General features: G+C 74.1%; 13 protein-coding genes. 5 read left to right on the top strand and 8 right to left on the bottom strand.

The features are described from left to right. Window positions 1-195: 195 nt before the first annotated feature. Window positions 196-1,290 (top strand): PQQ-binding-like beta-propeller repeat protein, encoded by a 1,095-nt coding sequence (locus BN2279_RS05265; protein WP_059006954.1) that lies wholly within the window; start codon window positions 196-198, stop codon window positions 1,288-1,290. 66 nt (window positions 1,291-1,356) lie between these two features. Here BN2279_RS05265 and BN2279_RS05270 read toward each other — a convergent pair whose 3' ends face one another. Next, window positions 1,357-3,168 (bottom strand): endonuclease/exonuclease/phosphatase family protein, encoded by a 1,812-nt coding sequence (locus BN2279_RS05270; protein ID WP_059006956.1) that lies wholly within the window; start codon window positions 3,166-3,168, stop codon window positions 1,357-1,359. 118 nt (window positions 3,169-3,286) lie between these two features. Between BN2279_RS05270 and BN2279_RS05275 the strand changes: the two genes are divergently transcribed. Further along, window positions 3,287-3,832: a hypothetical protein gene (locus tag BN2279_RS05275; RefSeq protein WP_059006959.1), complete on the top strand. Its 546-nt coding sequence runs from the start codon at window positions 3,287-3,289 to the stop codon at window positions 3,830-3,832. 85 nt (window positions 3,833-3,917) lie between these two features. On the opposite strand, the gene BN2279_RS05280 is transcribed toward BN2279_RS05275, so the two are convergent. After that, window positions 3,918-4,661: a glucose 1-dehydrogenase gene (locus tag BN2279_RS05280; protein ID WP_059007278.1), complete on the bottom strand. Its 744-nt coding sequence runs from the start codon at window positions 4,659-4,661 to the stop codon at window positions 3,918-3,920. Between the two features lie 109 nt (window positions 4,662-4,770). On the opposite strand from BN2279_RS05280, the gene BN2279_RS05285 reads away from it, so the two are divergent. Then, window positions 4,771-5,820: a hypothetical protein gene (locus BN2279_RS05285; RefSeq protein WP_059006960.1), complete on the top strand. Its 1,050-nt coding sequence runs from the start codon at window positions 4,771-4,773 to the stop codon at window positions 5,818-5,820. On the opposite strand, the gene BN2279_RS05290 is transcribed toward BN2279_RS05285, so the two are convergent. The 5 genes from BN2279_RS05290 to BN2279_RS05305 all read right to left on the bottom strand — a co-directional run bounded on the left by BN2279_RS05290 (window position 5,817) and on the right by BN2279_RS05305 (window position 12,295). Beyond that, window positions 5,817-6,470 carry an NADPH-dependent F420 reductase gene (locus BN2279_RS05290; protein ID WP_059006962.1) on the bottom strand — a complete coding sequence of 218 codons (654 nt, stop codon included), beginning with the start codon at window positions 6,468-6,470 and terminating at the stop codon, window positions 5,817-5,819. The two genes, BN2279_RS05285 and BN2279_RS05290, sit on opposite strands and share 4 nt — an antisense overlap. 421 nt (window positions 6,471-6,891) lie before the next feature. Next, window positions 6,892-7,065, bottom strand: a complete 174-nt coding sequence (locus BN2279_RS29100; RefSeq protein WP_159037071.1) for a hypothetical protein — start codon at window positions 7,063-7,065, stop codon at window positions 6,892-6,894. 153 nt (window positions 7,066-7,218) lie between these two features. Further along, entirely contained in the window at window positions 7,219-7,611 is a 393-nt protein-coding gene (locus BN2279_RS05295; protein WP_159037072.1) for a hypothetical protein, read from the bottom strand. Window positions 7,612-7,796: 185 nt separating this feature from the next. Then, window positions 7,797-10,733, bottom strand: coding sequence for an SARP-family global regulator AfsR (locus BN2279_RS05300; protein WP_059006966.1), 2,937 nt, complete (start codon window positions 10,731-10,733; stop codon window positions 7,797-7,799). Between the two features lie 47 nt (window positions 10,734-10,780). Next, window positions 10,781-12,295, bottom strand: a complete 1,515-nt coding sequence (locus BN2279_RS05305) for a CehA/McbA family metallohydrolase (protein WP_104530941.1) — start codon at window positions 12,293-12,295, stop codon at window positions 10,781-10,783. 204 nt (window positions 12,296-12,499) lie between these two features. On the opposite strand from BN2279_RS05305, the gene BN2279_RS05310 reads away from it, so the two are divergent. Continuing rightward, on the top strand, window positions 12,500-15,133 hold the full coding sequence (locus BN2279_RS05310; protein WP_059006968.1) for a bifunctional FO biosynthesis protein CofGH: 2,634 nt from the start codon (window positions 12,500-12,502) through the stop codon (window positions 15,131-15,133). Next, on the top strand, window positions 15,130-16,248 hold the full coding sequence (locus BN2279_RS05315) for an ADP-ribosylglycohydrolase family protein (RefSeq protein ID WP_059006970.1): 1,119 nt from the start codon (window positions 15,130-15,132) through the stop codon (window positions 16,246-16,248). Before BN2279_RS05310 ends, BN2279_RS05315 begins: the two co-directional genes overlap by 4 nt. Before the next feature lie 81 nt (window positions 16,249-16,329). On the opposite strand, the gene BN2279_RS29755 is transcribed toward BN2279_RS05315, so the two are convergent. Then, window positions 16,330-18,060, bottom strand: coding sequence for an ATP-dependent helicase (locus tag BN2279_RS29755; RefSeq protein ID WP_199827635.1), 1,731 nt, complete (start codon window positions 18,058-18,060; stop codon window positions 16,330-16,332). Window position 18,061: the final 1 nt, after the last annotated feature.

Here is an 18,061-nt window from a genome sequence, read left to right on the forward strand (position 1 = left end):
CTTCCTTGAGCTCTCTCATAGCTCGAGTTGTATGGATGATAGTACTGAGGATCCCACCAAGCACGGTCCTCCCCTCTCGGCGGGCAGCGGCAGAGGTGTAAAAGAGCCCCCCCCGCCGGCGGCCCCCCCGCCGCCGGCGCCCCCGCCGGCGCCGAGCCCGCCGCCCCCGCGCGCTGGCGCCCGTGGCGCTTCCGGATGAACAACGATCTGTGGGGCTCGCCCGTCGTCCGCGACGGGCTGCTGTACGTGACGTCGCTGGAGGTGCACGCGCTGGACGTGGCCACCGGGCGGCGGCAGTTCAAGACCCGCGAGGTCGCCTGGTCCATGGCCGTCACCGGCGGACGCGTCCTCGCCTCGGACGGCCCCAGCCTCTACGCGCTGGACGCCACGGACGGCTCGGACCGCTGGCGCGTCCAGACCGACACCTGGATCTACGCCCTGCGCGCCGAACGCGGCACGGTCGTCACCGCCACCCGCGGCGGCGGCGTCGAGGCGTGGGAGCCCGGCACGGGCGAGCGGCTGTGGGAGCTGAGCGGCGCGCAGTCCGACTTCGAGACCCACGACACCGCGCCCGTCATGCGCGACGGCGTGGTCTACGCGTGGGGCGAGGGCCAGTTGTACGTGCTGGAGGCGCGCACCGGCTCGGAGATGTGGCGCCACCCGGTGGGCGACACGTCGGTGACCGGCGGCGTCCCGGTCCGCGTCACGCCCACGGACGACGGCGTGGTGTTCGTCTGCGCCGGCTCCCGGGTGCTGGCCCTGGACGCGGCGACGGGCGCGGAGCGCTGGCGGTTCGACGCCCCGGCCGCGATCCTGTGCCCGGCGACGTACCAGTCACCGGCGTCCCGTTCCGCCGGGGTGTACTTCACGGACTACCTCGGCACGGTCTACGCGCTGGACCCGGCCACCGGGGACGACCGCTGGCGGATCGCCACCGAGGCGCGGAACTCGCTGGAGCCCGTCGTCGTGGCGGACGGCCTGGTGCACCTGGGCAGCGGCACGGCGATGTACACGCTGGACGCGGTCAGCGGCACCCCGCGCTGGCGCTTCGCGGCGGGCGACTCGATCGTCGGCTCCCCGGTCGTCAGCGACGGCAGGCTCCACTTCGGCTCGGAGGACCACTGCCTGTACACGCTGGACGCCGTCAGCGGCCGGCTGAGCTGGAAGCTGGAGACGGGTGGCGCCATCACCGGCACCCCGGCCGCGGCGGACGGCATGATCTTCGCCTGTAGCAAGGACCACTGCGTGTACGCCCTCGACGCGGCCCGCGGCACCCGCCAGTCGTCGTAGCGCGCGGTCGCCGGGCCGGTCGTTCGTCGGGTGCCGGGTCGGGCCGCTCGTTCGTCGGGTGCCGGGTCAGTTCAGGAAGACCGTCGTGGTCAGGGGCAGATGGTCGGACGTCCGGGTGTCGGTGAGGCGGAAGTCCGCGAAGGAGACGCCCGCCGCGCCGAGGATCCAGTCCACGCGGCGTGCGGGGGAGACCGCCGTGTCGCGGTCCGGGTCGCCGTTCTCGTCCTGCGCGCTGCGGAAGCCCGCGTCGCGGAGCCGGTCGATCTCCGGCGAGCCGGGGAGGGCGTTGAGGTCACCGGCGAGCACCGTGTGCGGGTCGTCCCCGGTGGCGCGCAGCAGCGGGCCGAGCTGCTCCAGGCGCGTGTCCGGGTCGCTCCCGCCGTCCAGGTGGGTGGTGACGACGCGGGCCTGTTCGCCGTCCACGAGACCGACCTCGACCCGCGCCCAGGAACGCCCGCCCGGCAGACCGCCGGACGCCGATTCCCGCACGGGCAGGCTGGTCAGGACGAGGTTGCCGGTCTGCCGGTCGGCCGCCCGCGCCCAGACCGTCTCGACGTCGAGGTGACGTTCCAGCCAGGCCGCCAGGTCCAGACCGCCCGCGCCGGACGCGCCGCGCGGCACCTCCTGGAGGACCACGACATGCGCCCGGGACTCCTCGATCACCTCCAGGATCGCCTCCGGCGCCGGCTCGCCGTCGCGGTCCACGGCGCCGTGCACGTTCCACGTCAGGAGCCGGTACACGCCGCCGGCCGTGTCCGTGGGCAGCGGGTCGGGCGCGGGCCGGGCCGCGGCCAGCGGCGGCGGCACGGCGAGCAGCAGCGCGGCCACCACCAGCGGGACGAACCGGTCCGCCGCCGGGCCCGTGCCCGCGCCGGTGCTCGTGCCGGGGTCGCCCGGCGCCGGGTGGAACGCCGCCGCCAGGGCCAGGCCCAGCGCGGCCAGGGCGGCGCACACGACCAGCGCGGCGAAGCCGTCCGGCAGCACCAGCAGTGTCGCCCCGAGCGCGCCGCCCGCGCCCGCCAGGGCGAGGTCGGCCAGCGGGCCCCGGCCGGTGCCCAGGCGGGCCGCCAGCGCCCGGCGCAGCAGGGCGGGCAGCACCGCCACCCCGGCCAGGGCGGCGACCGGCGACAGGGCGGGCAGCCACGCGATCACCAGCACGGCCACCGGCAGCACGGCCACCGCCGCCCGGTGCGGCAGCCGCACCGGCAGGAGCAGGACGGCGAGGACCGTTCCCGCCGCGATCCACAGCCCGGCGGCCGCGGGCGAGATCCCGGCGCGCGCCGCGATCAGCCCCGGCGAGGCCAGCAGCACCGCGTACAGGCCGAGCGCGGGCCCCAGCAGCCCCGGCTCGGCGCCGCCGTCCGCGACCGTCTCGCCGGTCGCCTCGCGGTCCGCGCGCCACGCGAGCACGCCGAGCGGCGCGGCCACGAAGAGCGCGATCAGCCAGCCCGTGAAGCCGCCGCGCCGCACCGGGTCCAGCAGGTCGAGCGCCAGCCGCAGCGCGACGTCCGCGCCCACGCCCAGCGCGACCGCCCGCGCGGCGCTCTCCGGCCCGCCGGTGGCGTCGGCGGCCGTGCAGCGGCGGACGACGAGCAGCAGCGCGGCGAGCGCCGCACCCGTGACCAGCGCGACGACGGGAACGGTCCGGGCCGCCGGGAACGGCGCCACCAGCCGGGCCACCACCAGCGCGCCCGCGGCCGAGGTCGCCGCGCGCCTGCTGCCCAGCCACCACGGCAGGGGCCCGGCCGCCGCGGCGGCGCACAGTGCCGGCACGGCCGCCGCGACCGTTCCCGTGGTGCCCCACAGCCGCAGCGATTCGAGGGTGACCAGCGTGGTCACGGCGGTGAGCAGGGGCAGCGGCGGCGCGGCAGGGATCATGGGGCGGAGGTTAGTGCCCCCGGACGGGTCGCCACCGTTCGGGGTGCGGGCCCGGTGGGGGGCGCGTAGCGTCGAAAGACGAGCCGTCAGTTGACTCACCGACCGAGGGAGGCTCGTCATGTGGCGCAACACGTTCGGCTTCGTGCTCGCCGCCATCGCCGCCGCAGCCGCTGTGGCCAGCGTTTTCTTCGACTGGTACGGCGCCCGCGACGGTCGGCACTTCAAGTGGACGGAGCTGTTCACGACCGACGGGGTCACGGCCGGGAACGCCGCTCTCTTCGAGGGAATGTTCCTGCCGATGCTGGTCGCCGCCGCCCTGGCGCTGGCCGCGATCCTGCTCCGCTCGCGCCTGCTGATGCTCCTCGCGGGCATCACCGCGCTGGGCTTCACCATTCTGTGGATGATCCGTCAGTACCAGGTCACCGACAGCCTCACCATCGGCTCCACCGGGCTCAAGTGGCCCGTCGCCGTGGCGCTGGCCTCGGGCCTGCTGCTGCTGTTCAGCGCGGGCGGCATGGCGGGGCGCCACGTCCGCGCACACCGCGCCCCCGCCACCGAGCCGCGGACCGGCGGCGAGATCCACGAGGGCCCGTGGCCGCGCGACGCGGAAGCGCCCGGCACGGCCGAATCCGACAAACCCTCCCGCCGCCGCCACGCGGCCTGACCCCGCTCGCCGCCACGGGCCGTGGACCGCCACGGCCCGCGGCGGCGGCGTGCCTTGTCGCCCGGGGCCGCGTCGGGGGCCTCGTTCAGGCGAGGCCGCCTGTCGCGCGGAGGTTCTGGCCGGTCACCCAGCGGGCGTCGGGCGAGGCGAGGAAGGCGACCACATCGGCCACGTCGGCGGGCTCGCCGAGGCGGCCGAGGGGCGTCAGGGCGGGGACGCGGGCCAGGGACTCGGCGGTGTTCGCGCCGCGCAGCAGGTCCGTGTCGGTGGCGCCGGGGGAGACCACGTTCACCGTGATGCCGCGCTCGCCCAGTTCCACGGCGGCGACCGCGCAGAGCTGTTCGAGCGCGCCCTTGCTCGCCGCGTACGGGCCGACGCCCGGCGCGTGGCGGACGGTGTTGAGCGAGGAGATCCCGATGATCCGCCCGCCGTCGCGCATGTGGCGGGCGGCGTGGCGCGTTGTCAGGAACGCCGCCCTGGCGTTGGCCGCCATCATGGCGTCGTACTGCTCCTCGTCCGTCTCCGCGATCCTCGTCGGAGTGAACGTCAGCGCCGCGTTGTTGACCAGGATGTCCAGGCCGCCGAGCAGCTCGTCCGCCCGCCGCATCAACTGTTCCGCCGCGCCGGGCCCGGTGAAGTCCGCCGCCACCGCGTGGGCCGTGCCGCCCGCCCGCGCGACCGTCCGCGCCACCTCCTCGGCCGCCGCCGCGTTCGTCGCGTAACCGAACACGACGTGCGCGCCGTCGCGCGCCAGCCGTTCCACGATCGCGCGCCCGATGCCGCGCGAACCGCCGGTGACGACCGCCGCCTTGCCGTCCAGGACACCCATGCCGATCACCCTAGGCGGCACCCCGGCACGCCGGGAGCGCCCCCCGGCCGTTCCCCCGAACGACTGAATCCGGCGCGCGGGGACGGTCCGTCCCGCGTTCCATGGCGGTATGGACAAGGGTCCCCGCGAGACGGACGAGGGTCCCCGCGAGCCCGGATCACGGCGCGCGCGCCGCAGGTCGCGCGGCGGCCGGGCGTCGTGGCGCGAGCGGGCTCTCGCGGAGATCGCCAGCCTCGAATACGCGCTGGAGCGCATCAAGAGCCGCAGATTCGTCGCCGCCGCCAAACGGACCAAGCTGGACGGCGTCGAGCGGCAGCTAGCGCGGGCCAGGGAGGCGGCGGCCGACAAGAGCACGGTGAAGGCCGCCTGGTACGGGTCCGACGTGGACGCGACATGGTCGAACATCCATCAGGTCGAGGTCGAGCTGCTCCAGATCGCGCCGTCCGACGAGCTGAAGTGGTGGTCCGCCGACGTACTGGCCCGCGTCCGGCAGCACCTCCCGCCGCAGGACCCGCGCCGCCGCGCCCTGGAGGAGCGGCTCACCGCGAGCGGCCAGCGGCTGCTGCCCGACTTCCGCGAGCTGGCGGTCCGGGCGCTGAAGGCGGCGCACGGCGCCGAGGAGTCGGAACGGGCCAGGGTGCGGTCGTTCCGGAACTGCCTGTTCGGCGCCACGGTGATGATGACGTGCATCGCCGTGGCCTTCGCCGTCTGGGGCGCCGCGCGGCCGACCGTGTTCGACATGTGCTTCCACGACGCCCGGCAGAAGGCGCCCGCCTGCCCCACCGGCAACAAGCTGTCGAGCTGGGACGTGCTGACCACCGAGGCGGTCGGCCTCGCGACGGCGGCCCTGGCCGGCGCGGCCTCGCTGCGGCGCATCCAGGGCACCACGACGCCGTACATGGTGCCGATGTCGCTGATGATGCTGAAGCTCCCGGCCGGGGCCGTGGCCGCCGTCATCGGCCTGCTCCTGGTGCGCGGCAGCGTGGTGCCCGGACTGTCGGATCTCGACACGCCGGGGCAGATCCTGGCCTGGGCCGCCATCTTCGGCGCGGCGCAGGAGGCGGTCACGCACCAGGTGGACCGCCGGGGGCAGGAGGTGCTGGAGAAGGTGCGCGGTCACGGCCGCGCGTTCCACGAGCAGGACGCGGGCACCGCCTAGGCCGGGTCCGTTCCCGGGCCCGTCGGCACGGCCGGGACCACCCGGACGTTGAACCGGTGCGTGCCCAGCGCTCCGGCGATGCCGAGGAACAGCAGCGCGAAGTGCTCCTGGCCGCGCGCCGTGGCGATGTCGCCCAGGTCGAGCAGGGACGTCGCGGGCCAGCCGAGGTCGGTGAGCAGAGCGGCGACGGTGCGTTTGGCCGGCTCGTCGTCGCCGGAGAGGAACACGGTGGACGGCCCCTCCAGCAGGTGCGGCGCGACCATCACGGCGGCGGTGAGCGTGCACAGCGACTTGACCACGCGCAGGTCCGGGTAGGCGGCCTGGATCTCCTCGCCGAGGGAGACGCCCGGGTGCGACAGCCGCATGTCCCCGGTGAGCCCCACGGCCACGTCGATCAGCACCTTGTCCGCCAGGGCGGCGGCGCCGATCGTCTCCAGGACGTCCAGGGAGGCCGTGCCGGGGGTGGCGTTGACCAGCACGTCGGCGGCGGCGACCGCCTCGGCCAGTCCGGTCACGGGATGGCCGCCGTCGGGCCTGCCCTCCCGTTCGCCGGGTTTGCGCGAGCCGAGCACGACGTCATGCCCGGCGGCGGCCCAGCCGGTCGCGAGGGCGCGGGCGACATTGCCGGTACCAAGAAATCCGATCTTCATACCGCGACGCTAGTGGCGCCGGGGCCGCCCGGGATCGGACCGGAGAAGGAGAAGGATCATGGCGAAGGATGAGATCCGCATGGGTCCGGGGACCTGGGACCGGCGATCTGGGGCCGTGACCTTCGACCGGGGACCGGGGCCGGCGCCTTGGGACCGGCGCCTTGGGACCGGTGGTGGCCCGAGCGGGTCCGGGGCCGGGTGCGGCCCGGACGACGCCCCCTCCGCGCCGTCCAGGCCGAAACGCCGGCACCGGACCTGTTCGGCGGCTCCCCCGTCACCGCCGAACAGGTCCGGGGAGGCCCAACCGCGCACCCCTGTGCGGCCGGTCTTCGACGAGGATGGCAGGCACTCATAAACAAGCGATAAACGACGTGGGGCGGGCCTTCGGGAGGCCCGCCCCACGCCGCCTACCGGACCGCTGTCACTGGTCCCCCCGTACCGGCGCCCCGGACTCCGGCTCCGCTCTGAGGGGGTGGTGATCGGCGACGGTCACGATGCCGGCCGGCTGGGAGGCGGGGGCCGTTCCGGCCAGAACGGCGGCCAGAGCCGCGGCGGCCGAGGCGCACAGGACGAGGATGCGCTGCTTGCGGGTCATACCGAACTCCTAGGCGGGAAGCGGGAGATGGACCAGAAACACGGACCGGATGAGCCGTTGTCCGAATGATGCTCAGGGACCGCACAGAAGAACCGGCCGCTCCGCAACCAGTGCGCAGCGGCCGGTCCTTGACTCGTGGCCCCCGAAGGATCGTCAGGCGGCGTCGCCGCTCGACGGGCCGTCGCCGGCCGTGGACTTCGCGGGCACCTGGGCCCCGGCGGCCGGAGCCCCCGTGGGGTGGTGGTCGGTGGTGACGAGCGGCTTGCGGCCCGCACCGGGACGGGTGACGCGCGGCGGCGTGACGGCGGGGTTCCCCGCCGTGGCCGCCGGCTTGTCACCGGCCTCCTCACCGGGCTCGGTCCCGGTGTCGGCCGGGGCGCCGGTCGCGGTGTCGTTCGTGGTGTCCGTCGCGTCGGCGGCGCCGTCGTCCTTCCGCCGGGGCGGACTCGTGAGGACCCCGTCCCGGTCCGTCGCGGGCTCGCTGGTCGGGTGGTGGTCGACTATGCGGATGTCGGCCGGCTCGGGCTTGGTCGTGGTGTCGGTCACGGTCTTCTCCCCGGTGATCGTGGACTCGATATCTGCGGGGCCGTCCGCCAACTCCCCCGTAGCTCACGGACGGCCCTGCTCTGCCACCGCCATCCCCCCAGCGGCGACGACGGCATGAGCCTGTCAGCTCGCGATAAACATTCGATGAATGAATCACGAGTGAGTGGACTGAGTGGTTCGAGTGATCAGACGGTGGGAGACGCCAGAAGGTTGCGGAGTTCTGTGGATTCCTTGCTGCCGAGCTTGTCGAAGACCGCGAGCGCCTGCTCCCAGCAGGCACGGGCCCGGCCGCTCTGCCCGATGCCGCTGAGCGCGCGCCCGAGCTCGGTGAGGATCTGCGCGCGCCGCCATCCGCCCCCGATGTCGCGCAACTGCGCCAGCGCCTGTTCGGCCAGCGGCGCCGCCCGCGCCGCGTCGTCCTGGGCCAAGTGCGCCTGGGCGAGGCGGTAGAGCGTCATGCCCTCCCACAGCCGCTGCCGCTTGTCGCGGAACGTGGCCAGGGCCGCCCGCAGCACCTCCAGCGCCTCGTCGGCCTGACCGGCGCCGGTGAGGGCCATGCCCAGCGAGTAGTTGGCGTTGGCCAGGCGCAGGCTGGCGCCCAGTTCCATGAAGATGGGCGGCGCCTCCTTCGCCAGCGCCACCGCCGACTCGATGCGCCCGGTGGCCAGATGGACCCGGGAGAGATTGCTCAGGGCACTCGCCTCGCAGGAGCGGTTGCCGTCCTCGCGGAACGACTCCAGCGCGCGGGTGAAGTACTCCTCGGCGTCGTCGTAACGCTCCTGGTAGAGAGCGATGATGCCGCGGTCGTTGACCATGTAGCCGTAGGGCATGGGGTCTTCGACGGACTGCGCGAGGAGCATCGCCCGCACGGCCTCCGCGTCCGACTCCTCGAACCGTCCCCCGACGCTGTGCACATGGGACAGCAGCATCCGGATTCTGCCCTCGACCAGGGCGGCGCCGGTGGACTGGGCGGCGTCCAGGACGAGTTGCGCGGCCCGCTCGTACTGCCGGGAGAACGCGCCGGACTCGGCCAGGTCCTGGGTGGCGAGCAGGATGTCCACGGCGCGGCGCAGCGCGCCAGGACCGTGGTCGGCCGACTGCCGGACGCAGGCCAGCAGGCATTCCCCCTCGGAGAACAGCCACTCCAGGCCGTCCTCCTGCCCGGCGAAGGCGAGCCCGGGGTACTCGGTGGGCGCCAGATGGGCGACCAGCCGGTCACCCGGCCGTTCCAGGTTCCTGACCTCGGCGGCCGTGGCGAGGTAGAAGTCCAGCAGCCGGGACAGCGCGGCGTCCCGTTCGGCCGGGGGCTGTTCGTCGCGCTCGGCGCACGCCCGCGCGAACAGGCGCACCAGGTCGTGGAACCGGTACCGGCCGGGCGCGGCGGACTCCAGCAGGGAGGTGTCCACGAGGCATTCGAGAACGGACTCGGTGGTCTCCTCGTCGCGGTCGAGGATGGCCGCGGCGGCGGCCAGCGAGATGTCCGGGCCGTCGGCCAGTCCCAGCAGGCGGAAGGCGCGGGCCTGTTCGGGGTCGAGCTGGCCGTAGCCGAGTTCGAACGTCGCCTTCACGGCCTGGTCGCCGGCCTGCAACTCGTCCAGGCGGCGGCGCTCGTCCGACAGCTTGCGGGCCAGGATGGACACGGTCCACGTGCGGCGGGCCGCGAGGCGGGAGGCGGCGATACGGATCGCCAGCGGCAGGAACCCGCAGGCGGCCACCACGTCCATCGCCGCCTTCCGCTCGGCGGTGACGCGTTCGGTGCCGACGATCCGCGTGAAGAGGGTCAGCGCCTCCTCCGGGCTCATCACGTCCAGGTCCACCAGATGCGCCCCGGCCAGGTCGACCATCCGCACCCGGCTGGTGATCAGCGTCGCGCAGCCCGGCGTGCCCGGCAGCAGGTGCCGCACCTGCGCGGCGTCCCGCGCGTTGTCCAGCAGCGTCAGGACGCGCTTGCCGTCCAGCAGCGACCGGTAGAGCGCCGCCCGTTCGGCCATCCCGTCCGGGATGGACGCGTCCGGGGCCCCCAGGGAACGCAGGAACGCGCCCAGCACCGCGCCCGGATCGGCCGGACCGGCGCCGGTGCCCTGGAGGTCCACGTACAACTGCCCGTCGGGGAAGTGCTCCCGCGCGGCGTGCGCGACCTGCACCGCCAGCGTCGTCTTCCCGACGCCGCCGATCCCGGCCACCGCCGACACCGCCATCACCCGCCCCCCGGCCGTCGCCAACTGGGCGCCCAACTCGTCCACGAACGACGCCCGGCCGGTAAAGTCCGGGACGGCGGCGGGAAGCTGGTGCGGACGGACGGTGGGCGCGGGAGCGACCGAGGGGACACCGATGTGGTTCAGCGCCGGGTCCGCGTTGAGAATGCGCTGCTGCAAATCGGCCAGCTCCGGCCGGGGTTCGACACCGAGGTCGTCGATCAGCAGCCGGCGCGCGTCGTTGTACACGGCCAGCGCCTCCGCCTGCCGGCCGCTGCGGTACAGCGCCAGCATCAACAGCTCCCGCAGCCGCTCCCGCAGCGGATACGACGTGGTCAGCGCCGTCAGCTCCGACACCGACTCGGTGTGCATCCCGGCCTGGAGACCGACGTCGAGGCGCTGCTCGATCAGCGACAGCCGCTGCTCCTCCAGCCGCGCCCGCTGCAACTCGGCCTCCGGTCCGGGCAGTCCGCCCAGCGCCTCGCCGTCCCACAGCGCCAGCGCCCTGCCGTACAGCTCGTACGCGCCGGCCAGATCCCCGGCCGCCACGCACTTCTCGGCCGCGCTCGTCAGCCTGCCGACGGTGTCCAGGTCGAGTTCGTCCCCCTCGGCCAGCCGCAGCGCGTACCCGCCCAGCTCCGTCACCAGCACCCCGGACCGGGGCGCCAGCGACTTGCGCAGCCGGGCGGCGTACGTGCGCAGCGCGGCCACCGCCTCGCGCGGCGACTCCTCACCCCACAGGGCGTTCACCAGCTCCTGCGCGGTGGCGGTCCGGCCGCGCCGCAGCAACAGCGTGGCCAGAAGCGCCCGTTGCTGAGGTGAACCGGATGGCAGAGATCGGTCGCCCTGCCGGGCGCGGACCGGTCCCAGCACGGTGAAGTGCAAGGCAGCCGTATGACCCCCCGTGGTCTCCTCAGCCTTGACCATGGTGTCCTCTGCTTCAACTTCTCAACTTATGGGGCGAACCTGAAACTTTATCCGGATGCGCTGCTCTCTAGAAAGACCGGATTCGTCAACGCCACCATCTCCCCGGGGATTCCGGAGGCACCACCGTCGGCAGGCGCGCGCCGGATCTCCGCGCGCACGTACCCGACATTGGCGACGGTGGTCTGCCACGTCACTGCCCCGTCTCCGGCAGCCGGAAGCGTCTCACTGCGCATCAGTCCCTGATCCGTGACCAACCGCACGATACCTCCCGGGACTCCGGACCCCTCAGCGCGCACGGTGACCCCGGTGCCGGACGGCGCGGTGAGCCGTTCGCCGATGCCCGCGTACTGCCCGCGCTCGTCGCTCACGCTCAACTCCAGCCGGACGGACGAGGACTCGGCGAGGTAACTGCGGCCCGCCCGTATCCCGTCCAGGATCGCGCGCCGGGTCAGGTCCTCGGCCAGCACCACGGTCTGCGGCAGGCCCACGACCTGCGGCTCCCGGTGCGCGTCGCTGTTGCCCATCGCGGGCAGCCACTCGCCGCCGTCCCGCAGCAGCGTCTCCCAACTGGCCAGCGACAGCTCGTCGTCGGCGGTCCAGGGCCCGTTCCACAACTCGACGGCGTCGGCCTCGTGGAAGCCGAACCGCCAGGAGCAGCCGACGCAGGTGGCGTGCGCGTGCGCCGGCACCACCAGGCCGTCCGCCTGGTGGATGCGGCGCGCGAAACGGGCGTAGGCGTCGTCGCGCACCCGGTAGCGCCAGTCGACGAACGTGCCGGGATCGACACCCAGCGCCAGGTAGTGACCGTTGCGGGTGGTGACCTCCTCGCCGCACAGGATCAGCAGGTCGTCGCCCCACAGGCCCTGCCACGCGCCGTGCGCCGAGCTGGTGTTGTGCTCGGTCGTCACGATGAAGTCCAGCCCCGCGGCACGCGCCGCCGCGGCCACCTCGGCGGGCGTGCGGCGGCCGTCGGAGTGAACGGTGTGCAGATGGGCGTCACCCCGGTACCAGGCCCGGCCCCGCCCGGCGGCCCGCTCCGGCGGGTGAACGGGACGCGGCGTCCGCCCCTGGCGGCCGTACTCCAGCGTGACGGTCACCTCGTAGTCCAGGCCCTGCGGCGCGACCGTATACGGGCCCAGGACGACGTGCCACGTACCGGAGTTGACCGGCCCGGCGAGGTAGCCGGGGGTGGTCTCCTCGGCGCTGATCGCGAACTCGGCGCGGAAACCGCCGGACCAGCCGCGGAACCCGTCGCCGCCCAGCTCGGTGCCGCGTTCGTCGAAGACGCCGATGTCCAGCGCGTTGCCGGGCGTTCCGGCGGGGACCTGCGGCCGGTCGTAGGTGTAGGCCACGGCCAGGCGCCGCACCCCGCGCGGCACCCGGACCGGCAGGTACACGAAGTCCGGCGCCCCCGTGTCGAGATGCCCGCGCACGGTCCGGGTCTCCGTTCCCGCCGCCGCCTCCGTCCCGTTCGCGGCCCGCGCGAACTCCACCGGTGCCAGCGTCACCGCGGCGGTTCCGCCGCCCGCGGCCCCGATCCTCAGCACGTCGCGTCGTTTCACGTCCGGCCCTCTCTCTCGGCTTTCCCGGCACTCCGGCCCATCTCCGCGTCACCGGCGGGTCACCGCGACGTCAACGGCGGAACGCCGCCGGCAAGTGGCCAGCGTCACACGCGTAGATGGCTGATGAGGGAAGCCGGGAGGAGGAGTGAGCGCACAGCGAAAGACGCCATGTCCGACGCCACCCTTCGCTCTTATGCTCAGAGAATGACAACGAGCGCGCAGGTACCGACGGCCAACTCCATGCGGCGCGCGCTGCGCCGGGCCCGCGACGGAGTGGCCCTCGACGTGGCGGAGGCGGCCGTGCTGCTCCAGGCCCGGGGCGCCGACCTGGACGAGCTGGCCGCGACGGCGGCCCGGGTCAGGGACGCCGGCCTGGAGGCCGCCGGACGCCCCGGCGTGATCACCTACTCCCGGAAGGTGTTCATCCCGCTGACCCGCCTGTGCCGGGACCGCTGCCACTACTGCACGTTCGTGACCGTGCCGGGCAAGCTCCGCAGGGAGTCGGCCCAGGCCGGCAGTCCCCCGGGACACCGCGCGGCCGGGGCCTACCTGTCGCCGGACGAAGTCCTGGACATCGCCCGCCGGGGCGCCGAAATGGGTTGCAAGGAAGCGCTGTTCACCCTCGGCGACAAGCCGGAGGACCGCTGGCCGGAGGCCCGCGCCTGGCTGGACGCCGAGGGATACGACGACACCCTCGCCTATGTGCGGGCCATGGCCGTGCGCGTGCTGGAGGAGACCGGGCTGCTGCCGCACCTCAACCCCGGCGTGCTGTCCTGGACCGACTTCCAGCGCCTGAAGCCGGTCGCGCCCTCCATGGGCATGATGCTGGAGACGACCGCGACCCGCCTGTGGTCCGAGCCGGGCGGGCCGCACCACGGCTCCCCGGACAAGGAACCGGCCGTGCGGCTGCGCGTCCTGGAGGACGCGGGCCGGTCCAACGTGCCGTTCACCACCGGCGTCCTCATCGGCATCGGCGAGGACTTCACCGAGCGCGCCGAGTCCCTGTTCGCGCTGCGCAAGGTGTCCCGCGCCTACCGCGGCATCCAGGAAGTCATCATCCAGAACTTCCGCGCCAAGCCCGACACGGCGATGCGCGCCATGCCCGACGCCGAACTCGCCGAGCTGGCCGCGACCGTGGCCGTGGCCCGGCTGCTGCTGGGCCCCACCGCCCGCGTCCAGGCCCCGCCGAACCTCGTGGACGAGGAGTACGCCCTGCTCATCCGCGCCGGGATCGACGACTGGGGCGGCGTCTCGCCGTTGACGCCCGACCACGTCAACCCCGAACGCCCCTGGCCGCACATCGACGAACTCGCCGCCCGCACCGCCGCCGCCGGCTTCACCCTGCGGGAACGCCTCACGATCTACCCCGAGTTCGTCAAACGCGGCGAACCCTGGCTCGACCCCCGGCTGTTGCCGCACGTCACCGCCCTCGCCGACCCGGACACCGGCCTCGCCCGCGAGGACGCCGTCCCGCGCGGTCTGCCCTGGCAGGAGCCCGACGAGCCCCTGTCCGCCCAGGGCCGCACGGACCTGCACCGCACCATCGACACCGAGGGCCGCACGGGCGACCGCAGAGACGACTTCGACGACATCTACGGAGACTGGGCCGAGCTGAGGGAAATGGCCGCGCCGGGCATGGCGGTGGAGAGGATCGACACCGACGTCCGCGCGGCCCTTTCCGTCGCCGCCGACGATCCGGTGAAGCTCACCGACGACCAGGCGCTCGCCCTCCTGCACGCCGACGGCCCCGCCCTCGACGCCCTCACCCGCATCGCGGACCAACTGCGCCGCGACGTCGTCGGCGACGAGGTGACGTACATCGTCACCCGCAACATCAACTTCACCAACGTCTGCTACACCGGCTGCCGCTTCTGCGCCTTCGCACAGCGCCGCACCGACGCCGACGCCTACACCCTCTCCCTCGACCAGGTCGCCGAACGCGCCGAGCAGGCATGGGAGGTGGGCGCCGTCGAGGTCTGCATGCAGGGCGGCATCCACCCCGACCTGCCCGGCAGCGCCTACTTCGACATCGCCCGCGCCGTGAAGGAACGCGTCCCGGATCTGCACGTCCACGCGTTCTCCCCGATGGAGGTCGTCAACGGCGCCTCCCGCACCGGCATGTCGATCCGCGACTGGCTGACCGCCGCCAGGGAAGCGGGACTCGACACCATCCCCGGCACCGCCGCCGAGATCCTCGACGACGAGGTGCGCTGGATCCTCACCAAGGGCAAACTGCCCACCGCCACCTGGATCGAGGTGATCAGCACCGCCCACGAGATCGGCCTGCGCTCCTCCTCCACCATGATGTACGGGCACGTGGACCAGCCCCGGCACTGGCTCGGCCACCTGCGCACCCTGGCCCGCATCCAGCGGGCCAACGAGGAGAAAGGCGTGCCCGGCTTCACCGAGTTCGTCACCCTGCCGTTCATCCACACCAACGCCCCGGTGTACCTGGCCGGAATCGCCCGTCCCGGCCCGAGCCACCGCGACAACCGGGCCGTCACCGCCATGGCCCGGCTCCTGCTCCACCCGCACATCACCAATATCCAGACGAGTTGGGTCAAGCTCGGCACCGAGGGCGCGGCGGAGATGCTGCGTTCCGGCGCCAACGACCTCGGGGGCACCCTGATGGAGGAGACCATCTCCCGCATGGCCGGCTCGACATACGGCTCGTACCGCTCGGTGGCCGACCTGCGCGCCATCGCCGAGGCGGCGGGCCGCCCCTCGCGGCTGCGCACCACCACCTACGGCGACGTCACGCCCGAACGGCGGGAACGCGCCCTGGCCGCCGACGGCCACCTGCCGCGCCTGCTCCCGGTCGTCGGGGCGCAGGAGTGAGCGCCCCGGTCGGCGGCGCCCTGTGGGGGCGCCCGGAGCAGCAGGACTTCCGCAGCCGCGTGCGGGGTTGCCTGCTCGGCGGCGCGATCGGCGACGCGCTGGGCGCCGGCATCGAGTTCGACTCGCTGGCCGCCATCCGCGAGAAGCACGGCCCGGACGGCGTCACCGACTACGTGCCCGCGTACGGCCGTCGCGGAGCCGTCACCGACGACACGCAGATGACGCTGTTCACCGTGGACGGCCTGATCCGCGCCCACGTCCGCCGCGACACCGGCGCCTGGCACCCCCCGACCGACGTGCACGCCGCGTACCGCCGCTGGTACACCACACAGCGCGAGTGGGGCCCGGACGAACGGCGGACGAACGACGGCTGGCTGGCCAAGCAGGAGTGGCTCTACTCCCAACGTGCCCCCGGCCGCGCCTGCTTGAGCGGCCTGGCCGACAGCACGATGGGCACCACGGAGAAGCCGAAGAACCCGGACTCCAAGGGCTGCGGCACGGTGATGCGTTCGGCGCCGTTCGGCCTGCTGGTCGGCTGGGAGCCGCAGTTGGTGTTCCAGTTGGGCGTCGAATGCGCGGCCCAGACCCACGGCCACCCCTCGGGCGTGCTGGCGGCCGGGGCGTTCGCCGCGATCATCCACGCGCTGGTGCGCGGCGACGGACTCGACGCGGCCGTGCAGAAGGCGCTGATGCACCTCTCCACCCGGCCGGGGCACGAGGAGACCAGCGACGCGCTGAAGAAGGCGCTCGGCACGGTCCGCCAGGGCCTGCCGACACCCGAGCGCGTCGAGTCGCTGGGCGAGGGCTGGGTCGCAGAAGAGGCCCTCGCCATGGGCGTGTACTGCGCGCTCGTCGCCCAGGACGTCCGCCACGGGCTGCTGCTTGCGGTCAACCACGGCGGCGACTCGGACTCCACCGGCTCCATCTGCGGCAACCTGCTGGGCGCCCTGCACGGCGAGACGGCGCTGCCGCCCGCCTGGCTGGCGGAGCTGGAGGGCCGGGCCACGATCCTGGAACTCGCCGACGACTTCGCCATGGAGATGACCCAGGGACCGGCCCTGCACGGCCCGGCCGACTCCGCCCAGGTGTGGCTGGAGCGCTACCCCAGGGCCTGACCGGCACCCAAAGAGGCACCGGAAGGGGGTGCGTTCCCGGCCCAACCCGGGAACGCACCCCCTTCCGCACGAGCCGCCCGGTCACATCAGCTTCAGCTGCGTGCCGCCCGTCCGCCGGCGCGGCACCGTCGTCGCCACCCGCGCCACGTCCGTCAGCCCGTCCAGGAACGGCGACCGCCCGGCCGGCCGCACCCGCCCGTGCCGCAACCGCTCGGCCGCGTAACTGAGATACAGGTGCCTCTGCGCCCGCGTCACGCCGACGAACAGCAGCCGCCGCTCCTCCGCGTCCCCCTCCGGGTCCGGCTCCGCACCCGGCATCCGCAGCGGCAGCAGCCCGTTCTCGCACCCCACGACGAACACCACCGGGAACTCAAGGCCCTTCGCGGCGTGCAGCGTCAGCAGCGAGATCCGGTCGGCCCGCGGGTCCCAGGAGTCCGCCTCGACACCGAGCGCCAACTCGTCCCGGAATCGCGCCTGATCACCCCCGCACCGCTCGGCCAGCGGCAACAGCAGCTCCACGGCGGCCAGCACCTCGGCGTCGTCCTTCGCCCGCCGCGCCACCTCGGCCAGTTGCCCGGCCAGCGGCAGATCCCCGCCGTCCAGCGCGGCCACGGCCCGCGCGACGCCCGGCCGGTCCGCCAGCCGGTCGTGGGACCGCTTCCGGAACGGCAGCCCGACGCGCGCCAGCGCCTCGGCCACCGCGCCCGCCTGCCGGTCCGTCCGGTACAGCACCGCGAAGTCCGAGAACCCCAGCCCCTCCGAACCCGCCGTCTCCGCCCACCCGCTGTCCCGGGCGTGGAACGACGCCCCGCCCAGCAACTCCTCGACGGTCCGCGCCACGAACGTCGCCTCGGCCGCCTCGCTCGCCGCCGCGTGGAGCGTGACCGGCGCGTCCCCGTGATCGCCCAGCGGCAGCAGCTCACGTCCCGGCACCAGCGTCGCCGGCGCGATCACCTGCGCGGCGGCGGCCAGCACCCGCGCGCTGGAACGGTAGTTGCGGGTCAGGGACACCGTGCGGGCGGTCGGGAAGTCCTCCCGGAACCGCAGGAAGAACCCGACATCCGCGCCCCGGAACCCGTAGATCGCCTGGTCCGGGTCACCGATCGCGGTCAGGTTCCCGTCCGGCGGCGCCAGGCGGCGCAGCAGCCGGTACTGCCGCTCGTCCACGTCCTGGTACTCGTCCACCGAGATCCAGCGGTGACGGTCCCGGTAGGCGGCGGTCAACTCCTCGTCGGTCTCCAGCAGTTCCAGGGGCAACGCGATCAGGTCGTCGAAGTCCACCAGATCCGCCCGCCGCAGCGCCGCGCGGTACCCGTCCGCGCCTTCGGCGGCGAGGAGTTCCGCCTGCCGCGCCTCGTCCGCGATGCCGAACTCCGCGCTCAGGCCCACCCGTTCGTGCTGCTCCCGCAGGATGGACAGGCCCAGCGAGTGGAACGTCGCGATCGTCGGACGCGCCACCCGGCCGGGCAGCAGCGCCGCGAGCCGTTCACCCATCTCCTCGGCCGCGCGGCGGGTGAAGGTGAGGGCGAGACAGTGCTCGGGCGCGACCCCGTGCTCGGTGACCAGACGCGCCACGCGGTGGGTGAGCGTACGGGTCTTGCCCGTGCCGGGACCGGCGACGATCAGCAGCGGCCCCTCCGTGACGGCGACCGCGGCGGCCTGCTCCGCGTCGAGCCCGTCGAGCCCGCCGGCCCCGGGGGGCCCGGCAGGCGCCGCGGGCCGCGCGGACACCGGCTCGGCGGGCCGCGCCGGGGGCCGCCCCCGTTCCCCTCCCCCGCCCCCGGCGGCGGGGGGGGGGCTGCAGGTCGGCATG

The organism is Streptomyces specialis, from assembly GCF_001493375.1.
GTDB classification, from domain to species: Bacteria; Actinomycetota; Actinomycetes; order Streptomycetales; family Streptomycetaceae; genus Streptomyces; species Streptomyces specialis.